Raw genomic sequence first — 14416 nt, forward strand, 5'->3', positions numbered from 1 at the left:
GGGACATAGCGGCGAGTGCTGGCCGTGGCCCGGCGTCAGCGCGTCCCGCCCGCTGGCCGCACCATGTCGATGTGGGGAATGCCGTCCTCGTCATAGACGTCGCCCTGCGTCTGGAAGCCGAAGTCTTCGTAGAAGCGCTGGAGGTAGTGCTGGGCCCCGATGTGGACGGCGGCCTGTGGGTACAGGCTGTCCAGCCGGGCAAGGCCACGCGTAACCAGCTCGCGCCCCAGCCCCTGGGCCCGTGCGCGGGGCGACGTCACCACGCGGCCCAGGCTGCTCTCCTGGGGATACTTCACACCGGGAGGCAGCACCCTCAAGTACCCGGCGAGCAGCCGGGCACCCTGCGACTCCGTGTGGAGCAGCAGGTGTTCCGCGCTCCGGTCGAAACCGTCCACGTCCTGGTAGATGGAGCGCTGCTCCACCACGAAGACTTCCTGTCGCAGGGCGAGCACGTCGTACAGCTCGTCGAGGGACAGCGCCTGGAAGGACTTCCATTGCCAGCATCGCATGAGGAGGGCGTCTAGCACGGGTAAGCGTGCGGGGCTTTCCTCGGCGGATACCCGGCGCATGTCCCACCCTTCATTGGTACGTTCGGCGCCGTGATGACGAATGACTCCGCGCCTGGACGCCGCTCACGCCGCGTGGTGGCCGTCACCGTGGCGACGCTGCTCGCCGCTGGACTCGCGGAGCTCGTCCACCTGCCTGCCGGGGCATTGCTGGGGGCGATGGTGGTGTCCATCGCCGCGTCGCTGACGCTGTCCGTGCACGTCCCGGTGCCGCGCCGGGGGCTGCTGGTGGCGCATTCGGTGCTAGGGGGCGCGCTGTGTTCGTCCTTCTCTCCGGAGGCCTGGAGCGCGCTCGCGGAAAGCTGGGCTGTGTCACTGGGCGCCGTGGTGGGCGTGGTGGCCGTGGCGCAGGGCGTGGCGTGGGGGTGCGCGAAGCTGGGCTACCTGGACTCGCGCACCGCCACCTTGGGGCTGATGCCGGGGGGCGCGTCCGCGATGGTGGCGCTGAGCGACGAGCTGGGCGCGGACGCGCGGCTGGTGACGCTCTTCCAGTTCATGCGCCTGTGCATCGTGATTCTCGTGGCCGTGGTGGTGGGGCGGTGGGTGGGGGATACGCCGGACGTGGCGGTGGCCCGCGCGGCGGACCTGCCGGGCTCGCCGCCACCGTTGTGGGCATGGCTGACGACGGCGGGAGTGTCCGTCGTGGGCAGTTTCCTGGGGCTGCGCTTGAAGCTGCCGGCCGGTGCCTTCCTGGGGCCCGTGTTGCTGGGCATCCCCCTCACGGCGCTGGGCCTGCCGGTGGGCGCGTGGCCTCCGGGCCTCCTCCCGTTGGGCCTGTGGGTGCTGGGCGTGCGCGTGGGCAGCCAGTTCGATGCCTCGGCGGTACAGGATCTGAAGCGCGTCGCTCACGTCGCACTGGCCGCCTCGGTGGCGATGGTGGTGGGGTGTCTGCTGCTGGCGTGGGGCTGGTCCACCGCCACGGGCGTGGACCTGCTCACCACCTACTTCGCGACATCTCCAGGCGGCGCTGACTCCGTGCTGGCCATCGCGCTGGGCACGCGTGCCACTTTGTCCGTCGTGCTGGCGGTCCAGGTGGGACGGCTGCTCTTGATCTTTCTCGTCGCGCCGACGTTCCTGCGCAGGCTGTCTTCCGCCCGGAGCGCGTGAGCCCCCCGCTGGCCGGGCTGGCAGGCGTGCCTGCCCCAGTGGGTGGGGGCAGGTGTGCGCCCGGGAGGTCCCAGGCGAGGGCGGACGTTCGGCGCGGCCAGGGACGCGCGGTTAATATGTAGGCCGCGATGACTGCCCCGCACGATGCCCTGTCTGTCCCCAGCCTCGCTCCGAGCATGGAGGCGCTGGTCTCATTGCTCACGCGCCGCAGCACGGTGGTGCTCACCGGGGCGGGGTGCAGCACCGAGTCAGGCATCCCCGACTATCGGGGGCCCGGGACACGGGCGCGGGCGCGCAATCCCATTCAGCATCGCGAGTTCCTCACGCGCCCCGAGGTCCGGGCGCGCTACTGGGCGCGAAGCCTGAGGGGCTGGCTGCGCTTCTCCTCGGCCCGGCCCAACGCGGCGCACGCGGCGCTGGCGGAGCTGGAGCAGGCGGGCCATGTCCGAGGCCTCATCACCCAGAACGTGGACGGGCTTCACCATGCCGCTGGCAGCTCCCGGGTGATTGAGCTGCATGGCGCGCTGGCACAGGTCCGGTGCCTGGCGTGCGGCGCGCAGGAGGCGCGCGAGGCATTGCAGGCGCGGCTGCTGTCGCTCAACCCTGGCTTCTCCCTCGAGGTGCTGGAGCTGCGTCCGGACGGTGACGCGGACCTGACCTCCGAGCAGTTGTCTTCCTTCCAGGTCCCTGCGTGCCTGGAGTGTGGTGGCACGCTCAAGCCGGACGTCGTCTTCTTCGGAGACAACGTGCCGGTTCCCACCGTGACGTCGGCGTTCGCCCTGTTGGAGGAGGGCGACGCGCTGCTGGTGGTGGGCTCTTCGCTGGCCATCTTCTCCGGCTACCGCTTCCTGGTGCGCGCTTCCGAGCGCCGGATGCCCATCGCCATCCTCAACCTGGGGGAGTGCCGGGGCGTGGAGCTCGCGGACGTGCACCTGGAGGCACGGGCAGGGGATGCGCTCCCCCGGCTCGCGGCGGCACTGGCCCGGAGCTGAAGGGCCATGCGGCAGTCACTTCACGTCGTACACCTTGCGGACCGGGCCCCCTCCTCGCTCGATGTCGAGCTCGAGGTGCGAAGCGCCCCGTAGCAGCATGAAGGCCTCCAGGGCTCTGTCGGGCGCGTCGAGCGAGATGCCATTGACGCGCCGGAGCACGTCACCAGACTGGATGCCGAGCTGCTCGTAGAGGGAGCCCTTCTTGATGGAGAAGACCTTGAAGCCCTCGGGCGTGCCGTCGCGGAAGGCAGGCACCACACGGGCCTGGGTGAGCAGGCCGTCCATATTGGCAAGCGCATCTTCGACAGCGCGGCGGGACACCTCATAGGTGTGCTCACCCACCGTGCGGATGCCCGTCTGCGCGGGCGCGGCGTTCGCCAGGAAGGGCGCGTGTGAGACGCCGCCATGGCGGTCGGCGTGGATGAACTCCTCCCGGCCGTCCACCAGGAAGGTGATGCGCTCGCGCTCGATGGAGACGACGCGAGCGCCCTGCAGGTCGTCACCGGTCATCACGCTGCGGATGCGCTTCGCGTCGAGGTCCTCGATGGAGGCGAGCGACCACTGCGAGTCATGCGCCACCAGGGTGCCGAGCAGCTTCAATCGCAGGGACGTGTTCATGGCCGTGCCGCCACCCGAGGGCGGCAGCTGCTCCGGCGATTTGTCGAGGGTCAGTCCTGTGAGCTTTGCCAGACGACTGCCTTCCAATGCCGCGCGAAGGCGTGAGGCCGCCTCGGCCGGCGAGGCTTGCTCATCCCGCATGTTTGAAACGCGTGGAGTGAATGCGAACTCCACGAGCAGGTTCGTCGTGCTCGCCAGGAGCAGCATGGCGAGTGCGATGAATGTCGTCGTGACGAGCCAAAAGTGCTTCCGGAGTGGGGTGGCCATGGCCGAGTGCCTTTGGGTTCAGGAGTGACACGCGGCCCTTGAGCAAGCACGAGGCCAGGGCCTGAGTGGGGCTGCGCTCACTCTGGACGCCTTGCCCGCACGGGACTTCCCCAGCCACCGCTGTCACGGAAGGGGGACACGTGTGTGACTTGCTGTCACGCCACTTGAAGAGTCCGGACGCGTTCGAGAACGCGCCCACGCGGGATGGTGGCACCACGGGCTCTGGCACGGCCAACCGTTCGGCGAGCGCCGCCAACGGTCAGGTTCGCGACGGCGACCACCGCCACGCGGTACGGGCCTTCGATTGGGGAGATTGTGCGGGGCGCGGAAGGCATGGAACAGGACAGGTGCCGCGCTAGGCTCCGCGCCATCATGTCGAGCCCCACCGAGTCCGCCGCGCAGCCTCGCCGCTTCCATGCCGAGTCCCTGACCCACATCCATCGGCACTTGCTGGCATCGCTCGGGGCGGGGCCTGTCACCATCGAGGTGCCAGACCCGGACCTGGGCAGGGGGTGCTACCCCGGCGAGCGGGTGGGCCCGTCCGGCGCGCTGCTCCATCGGCCCCTGCGCAGTTGGTGCGACCTGGCGGAGGGGCTCGCGTGCCGGCTGCGCACGCCCCGCGCGGTGGATGCGACGCACATCTCGCTGACCTTCGAGCGGCTGGGGCCCGAGGCGCCCTGGCACGCGGGAGGCCAGGCGGACGAAGCGGTGTCACCGCAAGAACGCTATGGCGCGGCCTCCGCATTCGCGCGCCTGCGCAAGCTGGAGGACGCGGGCTTCTTGCTGCCGTGGCTCGAAGCGCTTGGGCGCATCCGGTTGCCGGAGTCCGGCCGCGTGCTCGACCTGGGTGTCAACCGGGGGGATGAGCTGGCGGCGTTCTCGTGGCTGGAGGAGGCCCCGGATGTGCGCTTCGTGGGGGTGGACCACAGTGCCAGCGCCATCGAAGAGGCTCGTGCCCGCTTCCCCGATGCGCGGCACCGCTTCGTCGTCGCCGACCTCAACGCGCTGCCGGAGGACCTGGGACGCTTCCACCTGGTGGTGTCGGTGGGCACGTTGCAGAGTCCCGGCGTGGATGACCATGCACTGCTGCGCAGGCTGGTGCAGGAGCACCTGGAGCCGCGCTCGGCGCTGCTGCTGGGCTTCCCGAATTCCCGCTTCCGGGACGGTGAGGTCGTCTATGGCGCGCGGGTGCGGAACCTTCGCGAGCCCGACCTGTCGCTGCTGGTGAAGGACCTGTCCTTCTACCGTCGCTATCTGCACCAGCACGGCTTCCGCACGTTCCTGGGCGGCAAGTACGACCTGCTCCTCACCGCGGTGCGGGACGCGGGCGAGTGAACGCGCGCGAGGGCCGCGTTGGCTCAGGACGGCCGAGGCTGAGCGGCTGGGCTGGGGACGTGGCCAGCGCGCACCACGAAGTCGCCAAAGCCCTCGCCGGGCTGACGTTCGCGTGCGTAGCCTTCGAACAATGGCTCCAGCGCGGCGAGGATGGCGTCCTCGTCGATGTTCTCCCTGTAGAGGTGACTGAGGCGCTGGCCTCGCGCATCTCCGCCCAGGTGCAGGTTGTAGCGGCCCGGCGCCTTGCCCACGAGTCCTACCTCCGCCAGGTACGGCCTCGCGCAGCCGTTGGGGCACCCGGTGATGCGCAGCAGCAGGTTGGCGTCCTGCAGGCCATGCGCCCGCAGCCGGTCCTCCAGCCGCCCCACGAAGGTAGGCAGGTAGCGCTCCGCCTCCGCCATGGCGAGCCCGCACGTCGGCAGCGCCACGCACGCCAGCGCGTTGCGGCGCACCGGGCTGGCGCTGCGGAAGCTGTCCAGCGCGTGCGCCGTCACCAGCGCGCCGATGGCGTCGCGTGCCTCGGGCGTCACACCCGCGATGACGAGGTTCTGGTTCGCCGTGAGCCGGAAGTCCCCGGTGTGGATGCGCGCAATCTCCCGCAGGCCCGTCAAGTGCGGGGCGCCGGGCCGGTCCGCCACGCGGCCGCTGTCCAGGTGCAACGTCAGATGCCACCGGCCGTCATGGCCCTCCGTCCACCCGAAGCGGTCTCCGTTGTGCTCGAAAGCGAAGGGGCGCGCTGGCTGGAGCGGGAAGCCGAGCCGCTTCTCCAGCTCCGCCGTGAACCAGGGAACGCCGCGCTCCTCCAGGACGTACTTCAGGCGCGCGTGCTTGCGGTTGGTACGGTCCCCGAAGTCGCGGTGAATCTTCACCACCTCCTCGGCGACGGCGAGCGTCTGCTCCGGCGGGATGAAGCCGACGACGTCCGCCAGCCGGGGATAGGTGGCCGCGTCACCATGCGTGGCGCCCATGCCGCCGCCCACGGAGACGTTGAAGCCCACGAGCGTGTCGCCCTCGACGATGGCGATGAAGCCCAGGTCCTGCGCGAAGACATCCACGTCGTTGAGGGGCGGAACCGCCACGGCGGCCTTGAACTTCCGGGGCAGGTACGTGGCGCCGTAGATGGGCTCGTCCTCACCGCCGGCCACCTTCTCCTTCCCCAACCAGACTTCGTAGTAGGCGCGCGTCTTCGGCAGCAGGTGCTCGGAGATGCGCACCGCCCACTGGTACACCGTCTCGTGGACGCGCGAGTCCACCGGATTGGGGTTGCACAGCACGTTGCGGTTCACGTCGCCGCAGGCGGCCAGCGTGTCCATCATCGCTTCGTTGATGCGGGCGATGGTGGGCCGGAGGTCATCCTTGATGACGCCGTGCAGTTGAAAGGCCTGCCGCGTGGTGATGCGCAGCGTGTGGTTGGCGTGCTCGCGCGCCAGGGCGTCCATCACCAGCCACTGGGCCGGTGTGCACACGCCTCCAGGCAGGCGGGTGCGGAGCATGAAGCTGTAGTCGGGCTCCAGCTTCTGCTGACGCCGCTCCTCGCGCACGTCGCGGTCGTCCTGCTGATAGCTGCCGTGGAACTTGATGAGGTTGGTGTCCGGCGTGGCGAGGCCGCCCGTCACCGGGTCCTCCAGGCTCTCCGCCAGACTACCCCGGAGCAGGCGGCTCTGGGTCTTGATGTGCTCCACTTCGGAGAGTGGCTTGGGCTGGTGGCTCATGTCGTTGCTCGCAATCGGAATGGGTCAGTAGACGTCGCGCAGGTAGCGCCGCTGCTCGCGCAGGGTTTCGAGCCAGGCGTGCGCGTCCTCGCGGCTCTTGCCGCCGTGGGTGGAGACGACGTCCACCAGTGCCGCGTGGACATCCGGGGCCATGCGCTGGGCGTCGCCGCACACGTAGAGGTGGGCGCCGCCTTCGAGCCATTCGTAGACGTCACGTCCGGACTCACGCAGCCGGTGCTGCACGTAGACCTTCTGTGCGCGGTCCCGCGAGAAGGCGAGTGACAGCCGGTGCAGCGTCTGCTTCTTCAGGGCCTCTTGCCACTCCGTCTGGTAGAGGAACTGGGTGCGGAAGTGCTGCTCACCGAAGAAGAGCCAGTTGCGGCCCTTCGCTCCGGTCTCCGCGCGCTCCTGGACGAAGGCCCGGAAGGGCGCCACGCCGGTGCCAGGGCCAATCATCAGCACGTCCTTGGCGCCGTCCTCCGGCAGTCGGAAGCGTTCGTTCGGCTCGATGAAGACGCGGACCGTGTCGGCTCCGGCCGTGCGCGTGGCCAGGTGGTACGACGCCGCGCCGAAGTGCCGCAGGTCGAACACCGTGTAGTCCACCACCGCCACCGTGAGGTGCGCCTCTTCGCCCACGCGCTTGGGGCTGGAGGCAATCGAGTACAACCGGGGCGTCAGCCGGCGCAGGGACTGGACCAGCTCCGTGGCGTCCCAAGTGGCCTTGTGGGCGCGGAGTACGTCGATGACCTGATGCCCCGCCAGCAGCGCGCGGAAGGCCTCGGCGCGGCCCGGTTCGAGCACCTCGCGCAGCGCCGCGCTGCCGGACAGCGTGGCGTGCCGCTCCAGGAAGGGGCGGTTGAGCCTGGTGATTTCCAGCTCGTCACTCAGCCAGCGCGCCAGCGGGAGCGTGCGGCCCTCTCGGGTGACCGCCGCTTCTCCGTCGAGGCGCAGCTCGGACAGGAAGGACGCGACCAGCTCCGGCGGATTGTGGGGCCACACGCCCAGCGCGTCGCCGGGGGCGTATTCCAGCCCGGAGCCCGCGAGCGACAGCTCCAGGTGTCGCACGTCCTTGAGCGCGCCGCGTGCGGTGATGCGCTGATTGAGCAGCACCTCCGCCGTGTAGGGCACTTCCTTGGTGAACGCGGGCGTGGCGGGCGGCTCCCGCAGCGGCACGACAGTGGCCGTCACCGCCGTCTGCGGAGTCAGTGCTTCGCGCGCCAGGGTGTAGGCCTGGTCGAGCCAGCCCTTGGCCACGGGCTCGAAGTCCACGTCGCAATCGGCACGCGCCAACAACTGGCTGGCGCCCAGCTCCGCGAAGCGGGCGTCGAGCCGCCGGCCCACCTCGCAGAAGCGCGGGTAGCTGGAGTCTCCCAGCCCTAGCACGGCGTAGCGCAGCCCCTCCATGCGAGGCGCGCGTTTGCCGAGGATGAACTCACAGAAACCGCGTGCGTCGTCCGGCGGGTCGCCATCTCCCTGGGTGCTGATGACCACGCAGAGCAGCTTCTCCTTGGCCAGCTCCCGCACCGGATAGTCGCTGGCCCGGAACAGCCGCGTGGCGACCCCGGCGGACTCCACCTGGTGCTTGAGGCGCTCGGCCAGGAGGCGGCTGTTACCCGTCTGCGTCCCGTAGATGATGGTGAAGTGGCCGGCGGGGGCCGCCACGGGTACGGGCGTCACGGGGACGACGGTGACCTGGGGGGCGCGGACGGCCAGTCCCGCCGTATAGCCGCTCAGCCAGTGCAGGGCGGAGGCGTCCATCTCCTCCACGAGCTTGAGCAGCAGGGCACTCTTGTTCTCACCCAGCAGCGCGTTGATGAACGGGGGAGCATGGGTGGCAGGGGATGCGCTCATCGTGCGGCCTCCCGGAGGGAGATGATTCGGTCGAGGTGTTGCTCCAGGTCTTCAGTGGCTTCCAGCTCCAGCCACGCGGCGCCGGCATCGCGGGCCTCCGCGCGCAGGGCCCGGCGTGTCTGGGGCGTGTCGGTGTGGACCAGGGCCACCAATCCCGCCGCCGCGAGCGCCAGCGCGACCTCCACATCACCGGGGCTGGTGGTGACGTGCCAGCCCAGGTCGAACAGCCGGCGCTCCAACTGGAAGGCGCGTGAGCCCGCGTCCGGCGTGGCGGGCAGCAGGACGATGGCGCCGGGCTGACCCAGCCGTCCCCGCCGCTCGGACTGCGTGATGAGCGACGAGGCCACGTCGCCCTTCGTCGACTCCTCCGCGGGACCCAGGACCATTCCTGCGGCCACCGTGTCGTGCGTGAGCGCGTCGATGACGATGAAGGCGCCCGTGCGGCGGTTGTCGCGGTACGGGTCGGTCAGCAGCGGCCGACGGCACACCACCCGCACCCGGCCGATGTCGTTGAGCGACAGGGACTCGGCGGGTTGCTCGGACAGGTCCGCCAGTTCCTTGCGCCACAGCACCCGCTCGATGTGCGCGGGCGCGGTCCGCGAGGCCTGCTTCACCAGGTAGCGGCGCGAGCAGTCCAGCGGCTGTTCTCCGAACCACACGAGCATCGCGTCGAGCTGGTGGAGCGACAGCGGCGGCTGGTCCACATGGGCCAGCACGTCGCCTCGGCTGGCGTCCACTTCGTCCGCGAGTCGCAGCGTGACGGACGCGGGGGACGCGGCCTCCTCCAGCGGTCCGTCGAAGGTGTCGATGCTCGCCACGCGCGTGCGCCGCCCGGAGGGATGGACCTGGATTTCATCCCCGACGCGGACGGTGCCGGAGGCAATCTGTCCCGCCAGCCCTCGGTAGTCCTGGTGGGGCCGGAGCACGTACTGAACGGGGAAGCGGAAGGGCGCGTCGTCCTGCCGGCGCTGGTGGGGCAGGGACTCCAGCCACGCGAGCAGGCTGCCGCCTTCATGCCAGGGCGTGCGGGCGCTGGGCCGGGTGATGTTGTCCCCGCGACTGGCGCTGATGGGGAAGAGCCGAATGCCCTCGAAGCCGAGCGCGTGGGCGAAGTCCACCAGCTCGGCGCCGATGCGCTCGAAGGTGCCGCGGTCGAAGTCCGTGAGGTCCATCTTGTTCACCGCCACGGCCAGGTAGGGGATGCCCAGCAGCGAGGCGATGTACGCGTGGCGGCGCGTCTGCGGCAGCACGCCCAGTCGCGCGTCCACCAGGATGACCGCCGCGTCCGCGGTGGAGGCGCCGGTGGCCATGTTGCGCGTGTACTGGATGTGGCCCGGCGTGTCCGCGACGATGACCTTGCGCCGCGCGGTGCTGAGGTAGCGGTAGGCAACGTCGATGGTGATGCCCTGCTCACGCTCAGCGCGCAGGCCGTCGGTGAAGAGGGAGAAGTCCAGTTCCTCCCCGTCCGCGCCGGCCGCGGCCTTCAGTCCCTGGGCCAGCGCCTCGGAGGGCACGGACACGGCGGCGGCGGTCCGCTTCGCGCTGGCCTTCCGCACGGCGGAAATCTGGTCCTCGAAGAGCCCGTCGCACTCGTAGAGGAGCCTGCCGATGAGGGTGGACTTCCCGTCATCCACGGAGCCGACCACGACGAGTCGGAGCAGCTCCCGGGAGGCATGCTGGTCGAGCAGTTGCTGCAAGCCGGTGTCCATTAGAAGTAGCCCTCGCGCTTCTTGAGCTCCATGGAGCCCTCTTCGTCGTGGTCGATGAGTCGGCCCTGCCGCTCGGACTGGCGGGCGTTCACCATCTCGTGGATGACGGTCTCCACCGTGGTGGCGGAGGATTCGATGGCGCCGCTGAGCGGGTAGCAGCCCAGGGTCCGGAAGCGCACGCGCCGGAGTTCGGGCTTCTCCCCGGGCCGCAGCCGCATGCGCTCGTCATCCACCATGAGCAGCGTTCCGCCCCGGTCAATGACGGGACGCTCCGCCGCGAAGTAGAGCGGCACCACGGGGATGCGCTCGCGCAGCACGTAGTGCCACACGTCCAGCTCCGTCCAGTTGGACAGCGGGAAGACGCGCATGCTCTCGCCCGCGTCGACGCGGCCGTTGAAGAGGTTCCACAGCTCCGGCCGCTGGCGGCGCGGGTCCCACTGTCCGTGCCGGTCCCGGAAGGAGAACACCCGCTCCTTGGCGCGGGACTTCTCCTCGTCGCGCCGCGCGCCACCGAAGGCCGCGTCGAAGCCATGCGCCGCCAGCGCCTCCAGCAGCGCCTGCGTCTTCATCGCATGGGTGTACTTCTGGCTGCCGTGGTCGAAGGGGTTGATGCCCTCGGCCAGCGCGCGCTGGTTCCGGTGGATGATGAGGCGCAGTCCGTGGCGCGCCACGAAGGCGTCCCGGAACGCATACATGTCCCGGAACTTCCAGGTGGTGTCCACGTGGAGCAGCGGGAAGGGCAGGGGCGCGGGGTGGAAGGCCTTGCGCGCCAGGTGCAGCAGGACCTGGGAGTCCTTGCCGATGCTGTAGAGCATCACCGGGTTGGCGAACTCGGCCACCGTCTCCCGGAGGATGTGGATGCTCTCCGCTTCCAGCTCCGACAGGTGGGACGACCGCGCGAACGTGTGCTCACTCATGACCGCCCTCCGCCACGCGCGCTGGCGCGTGTCCATGCTCCGAGGTTCCTTGCGCCACCAGCGAAGGCAGGCGCCCGCGCAGCGAGACGACCTCGCCCACGATGAGCAGCGACGGCGAGCCGAGCGCGTCACGCGTCGCCGCCTGGGCGATGTGGCTCAGCGGAGCCTCCACCACCCGTTGATGCTCCCACGTGCCCGCCTCCACCACGGCGGCTGGGGTGGACGCGGAACGCCCCGCGCCGACCAGCGCGCGCACCGTCTCCTCCAACCGGCTGCCCGCCATGTAGAGGACCAGCGTCTGGGCCTTCGCCAGGAAGTCCCAGGCCGGCGGGCTGCCGCCTCGGTATGCGGTGGCGAACGTCACCGCCCCGGAGACACCCCGGTGCGTGACGGGAATGGCCGCCGCTGCGGGCACGGCTGTCCCCGCGGTGAGGCCGGGAACGACTTCATAGGGGATGCCCGCCTCTTCCAGCGCGAGCGCTTCCTCACCGCCGCGGCCGAAGACGAAAGGGTCACCGCCCTTGAGCCGCACCACGCGGCGCCCCAGCATCGCCTGGGCGATGAGGATGACGTGAATCTCCTCCTGGCTCACGGAGTCTCCGCCGCCCTCCTTGCCCACGTAGATGAGCCGGGCGTGGGGGCGCGCATGCTCGAGTACGCCAGGGTGGACCAACCGGTCATGAACGACGGTGTCCGCCTCCCGGAGCACGCGCGCGGCGCGCAAGGTCAACAGCTCCGGGTCTCCCGGACCCGCGCCGACCAGGAACACTCGGCCTCTCGTTTGCTCTCTCATCGTGTCTCTCCAGGTATCTTCGAGTGCTCCAACTCCGTGCGGAGCCGAGCCCAGGCGGCCTTGCGCTCGCCTTGCTCCAGCAGCGCGCCGATGTCTCCCACCGCCACCTGCTTCAGCAGCCGCTGGCGCGCTTCGCCTCGGGGCAGGTGTTCGCGGAGCCAGCCGCTGAGTCGCGCCAGCCAGATGTGGTGTCGCGTCACCTGCCCGGTGAGCGTTTTGCGCAGGTGGCTGGCGAGCGCGGGGGCCCGCCCCGCCGAGGACACGGCGACGGTGATGGGGCCGCGCCTGCCGACGGAGGGCAGGGTGAAGTCACACATCGCCGGTTCGTCCGCGGTGTTGACCCACAGGCCCAGGTTTCGGGCTTCGGTGGCCACCTGCCGGCCCACGGCCACGTCATCCGTGGCCGCGAGCACCAGGTGATGGCCGCGCACGTCGCCGGCCTCGTAGCAACGGGGCTGCCACTCCAGGCGTCCATCGGCTGCGAGCCGCCGCAGCGTGGCGGTGGCCTCCGGCGCGATGACACGCAGTCGCGCGCCGGCGTCGAGCACCGCGAGAGCACGGCCCTCCGCGATGGCGCCGCCGCCCACCAGCAGGACGGAGCGTCCCTCGAGTCGAAGGCACACGGGATAATCCAGGGGGTGTGAAGGCATGGCGCGTTTCATCGGACCGGGTGGAGGCCGCACTCGCGGTTCTCCGCGGACTCCCACCACCAGCGGCCCGCGCGCTCGTCCTCGTAGGGTTTCACCGCGCGCGTGCAGGGCGCACAGCCAATGGACGGGTAGCCACGGTCATGGAGCGTGTTGTAGGGCACGCTCTTCGCCCGGACGTAGGCCCAGATGTCCCGGCTGCTCCACGTGGCCAGCGGGTTGAGCTTGAGCAGCCCATGCGCGCTGTCCACCTCCAGCGTCGCCACGTCGGTGCGGGTGACGGACTGCTCACGGCGCAAGCCCGTCACCCACGCCTGTTGGCCCGCGAGCGCGCGCGACAGGGGCTCCACCTTGCGGATGGCGCAGCACGCCTTGCGTGCCTCCAGGCTCTGGCGGAAGGAGAAGTACCCGTTCGTGGACTCCAACTCCTCCACGCGCGCGCGCTCGGGGAAGTACGTCTCCACGGTGACGCCGTAGCGCTTCCGCACCACCTCCATGAGCTCGTACGTCTCCGGGGGCAGGCGTCCGGTGTCGAGCGTGAAGAGGCGCAGGCTGGGCGCATGCTGGCGCGCCAGGTCGATGAGGACCATGTCCTCCACGCCGAAGCTGGAGGCGATGGCCGCGCGCGCACCGAAGCGGCGCTCGGTCCAGGCGAGGAGGTCCTGCGCGGGGGCGTCCTTCACTTCAGCGGCTTCGGCGAGCAGGGCCGAGGCCTGGGGCTGCGAGGGCGACATGGTGACTCCAGGAAAAGAAAAGGCCCGCCTCTTTCGAGGGCGGGCCGCACGAGCAAGAAGGTTCGAGAAGGACGCGCTACACGCTTCTCGATGCTCGGCACCCGCCTGCAGGCGGACACACGGGACACGCACGGCACAGACAGAACGCGCCACCCGTGGCACAGGCGTCATCATTCCCGGCGGGGAGCACGGGAGAGCAGGGGACACGGGCGTCGGCGGTGAAGGTCATGGGAGAGGCGCGGTGCAGGGCTGGCTGGGTGAGGAAACGAAAACGGCCCGGTTCCTGGGAGAGGAGACCGGGCCGGGAAGAGCGCGAGCAGGGAGGCTTGGAAGGGCGTCCCGTGTGCGCGTCAACAACCCAGGTCCGGCTGACGACAGCAGGCACACGACGGACAGCAGCGGCTGGCAAACGGCGCGGCGGTCGGTGTGGGGAAGTGCGTCATCGCGAACACCTACGCTAGCGGCTGTTTCAGGCGCGCGTCAACCCGTCCACCTCAATGCGGTATGCGGGGCTGGGCCAGTCCGAGGGGACGCCCGCTCGCCCGCACGCCTGGGGAGCGGGACGCGGCGCCATCGGGTGAACGTCCGCGCAGACCTTGGAAGGAGGCGGGGAGGCGAGCCCTCGTTGCCCATGCGGCAGCGGGCATCACCTTTTGCGGCAAGCCGGATTCACCCGTCACCCATGGAGGCCATCGATGGCGAGCACCAACAAGGACGTCGAGATGCTCAACTCGTTCCTGCGCGGCGAAATCTCCGCCGTGGAGACCTATCGCAAGGCGATCGGGCACGTCTCGGACGGACTGGCTCGTGACGCGCTGGAGTATTGCCAGCACGACCATGAGCACCGGGTCGAGGAGATTCGCGAGCGCATCCTGAAGATGGGCGGTGAGCCCGTGGAGAGCTCGGGCATGTGGGGCACCTTCGCCAAGCTGGTTCAAGGCGGCGCGGACATCCTGGGCGAGAAGGCCGCCATCCAGGCGCTGGAGGAGGGCGAGGACCATGGCCTCGCCGACTACCAGCGCGACGCGGACCAGGTGCATGGCGAGAATCGACGCTTCGTGCGGATGGAGTTGATTCCCGCGCAGAAGCGGACGCATGAGCGGCTCAGCCGTCTCAAGCGCACCCTCCACTGAGCGCGTGCCGCGCGGATGCGCGCCGGCCGGGTGTC

General features: G+C 70.1%; 13 protein-coding genes. 4 read left to right on the top strand and 9 right to left on the bottom strand.

Annotated features, from left to right (window positions below):
* Nucleotides 1-35: 35 nt before the first annotated feature.
* Complete coding sequence (locus tag FMP39_RS16560) at nucleotides 36-509, bottom strand: GNAT family N-acetyltransferase (protein ID WP_194858426.1); 474 nt, start codon at nucleotides 507-509, stop codon at nucleotides 36-38.
* A 93-nt stretch (nucleotides 510-602) separates the two neighbouring features.
* Between FMP39_RS16560 and FMP39_RS16565 the strand changes: the two genes are divergently transcribed.
* Both FMP39_RS16565 and FMP39_RS16570 read left to right on the top strand, forming a co-directional pair.
* Complete coding sequence (locus tag FMP39_RS16565) at nucleotides 603-1673, top strand: AbrB family transcriptional regulator (RefSeq protein ID WP_228558055.1); 1071 nt, start codon at nucleotides 603-605, stop codon at nucleotides 1671-1673.
* 128 nt (nucleotides 1674-1801) lie between these two features.
* Complete coding sequence (locus tag FMP39_RS16570; protein ID WP_141591219.1) at nucleotides 1802-2665, top strand: NAD-dependent protein deacetylase; 864 nt, start codon at nucleotides 1802-1804, stop codon at nucleotides 2663-2665.
* A gap of 15 nt (nucleotides 2666-2680) precedes the next feature.
* On the opposite strand, the gene gspC is transcribed toward FMP39_RS16570, so the two are convergent.
* Complete coding sequence (gspC, locus tag FMP39_RS16575) at nucleotides 2681-3550, bottom strand: type II secretion system protein GspC (RefSeq protein ID WP_141591221.1); 870 nt, start codon at nucleotides 3548-3550, stop codon at nucleotides 2681-2683.
* Between the two features lie 372 nt (nucleotides 3551-3922).
* Between gspC and FMP39_RS16580 the strand changes: the two genes are divergently transcribed.
* The gene (locus tag FMP39_RS16580; protein ID WP_194858427.1) at nucleotides 3923-4885 is read left to right on the top strand and encodes a trans-aconitate 2-methyltransferase; all 963 of its coding nucleotides are present in this window, start codon (nucleotides 3923-3925) and stop codon (nucleotides 4883-4885) included.
* 23 nt (nucleotides 4886-4908) lie between these two features.
* Here the strand turns inward: FMP39_RS16580 and cysI are convergent, their stop codons facing one another.
* The 7 genes from cysI to FMP39_RS16615 are packed head-to-tail and all read right to left on the bottom strand — an operon-like array spanning nucleotide 4909 to nucleotide 13248.
* A complete protein-coding gene (cysI, locus tag FMP39_RS16585) occupies nucleotides 4909-6597 on the bottom strand; it encodes an assimilatory sulfite reductase (NADPH) hemoprotein subunit (protein WP_141591225.1) in 1689 nt (562 codons plus the stop codon).
* 24 nt (nucleotides 6598-6621) lie between these two features.
* Nucleotides 6622-8448, bottom strand: a complete 1827-nt coding sequence (locus FMP39_RS16590; RefSeq protein ID WP_141591227.1) for an assimilatory sulfite reductase (NADPH) flavoprotein subunit — start codon at nucleotides 8446-8448, stop codon at nucleotides 6622-6624.
* Nucleotides 8445-10157, bottom strand: coding sequence for a sulfate adenylyltransferase subunit 1 (locus tag FMP39_RS16595; RefSeq protein ID WP_141591229.1), 1713 nt, complete (start codon nucleotides 10155-10157; stop codon nucleotides 8445-8447). The genes FMP39_RS16590 and FMP39_RS16595 overlap by 4 nt, the downstream gene beginning before the upstream one ends.
* Nucleotides 10157-11074, bottom strand: a complete 918-nt coding sequence (gene cysD / locus FMP39_RS16600; RefSeq protein ID WP_141591231.1) for a sulfate adenylyltransferase subunit CysD — start codon at nucleotides 11072-11074, stop codon at nucleotides 10157-10159. The genes FMP39_RS16595 and cysD overlap by 1 nt, the downstream gene beginning before the upstream one ends.
* Nucleotides 11067-11867, bottom strand: coding sequence for a uroporphyrinogen-III C-methyltransferase (gene cobA / locus FMP39_RS16605; protein ID WP_141591232.1), 801 nt, complete (start codon nucleotides 11865-11867; stop codon nucleotides 11067-11069). Before cobA ends, cysD begins: the two co-directional genes overlap by 8 nt.
* Nucleotides 11864-12529 (bottom strand): bifunctional precorrin-2 dehydrogenase/sirohydrochlorin ferrochelatase, encoded by a 666-nt coding sequence (locus FMP39_RS16610; RefSeq protein ID WP_141591306.1) that lies wholly within the window; start codon nucleotides 12527-12529, stop codon nucleotides 11864-11866. The genes cobA and FMP39_RS16610 overlap by 4 nt, the downstream gene beginning before the upstream one ends.
* A complete protein-coding gene (locus FMP39_RS16615; RefSeq protein ID WP_141591233.1) occupies nucleotides 12526-13248 on the bottom strand; it encodes a phosphoadenylyl-sulfate reductase in 723 nt (240 codons plus the stop codon). The genes FMP39_RS16610 and FMP39_RS16615 overlap by 4 nt, the downstream gene beginning before the upstream one ends.
* Before the next feature lie 695 nt (nucleotides 13249-13943).
* Here FMP39_RS16615 and FMP39_RS16620 point away from each other — a divergent pair.
* Complete coding sequence (locus FMP39_RS16620; protein ID WP_194858428.1) at nucleotides 13944-14381, top strand: DUF2383 domain-containing protein; 438 nt, start codon at nucleotides 13944-13946, stop codon at nucleotides 14379-14381.
* Nucleotides 14382-14416: the final 35 nt, after the last annotated feature.

It is taken from the genome of Myxococcus sp. AB056 (genome assembly GCF_006547365.1).
Classification (GTDB): Bacteria; Myxococcota; Myxococcia; order Myxococcales; family Myxococcaceae; genus Myxococcus; species Myxococcus virescens.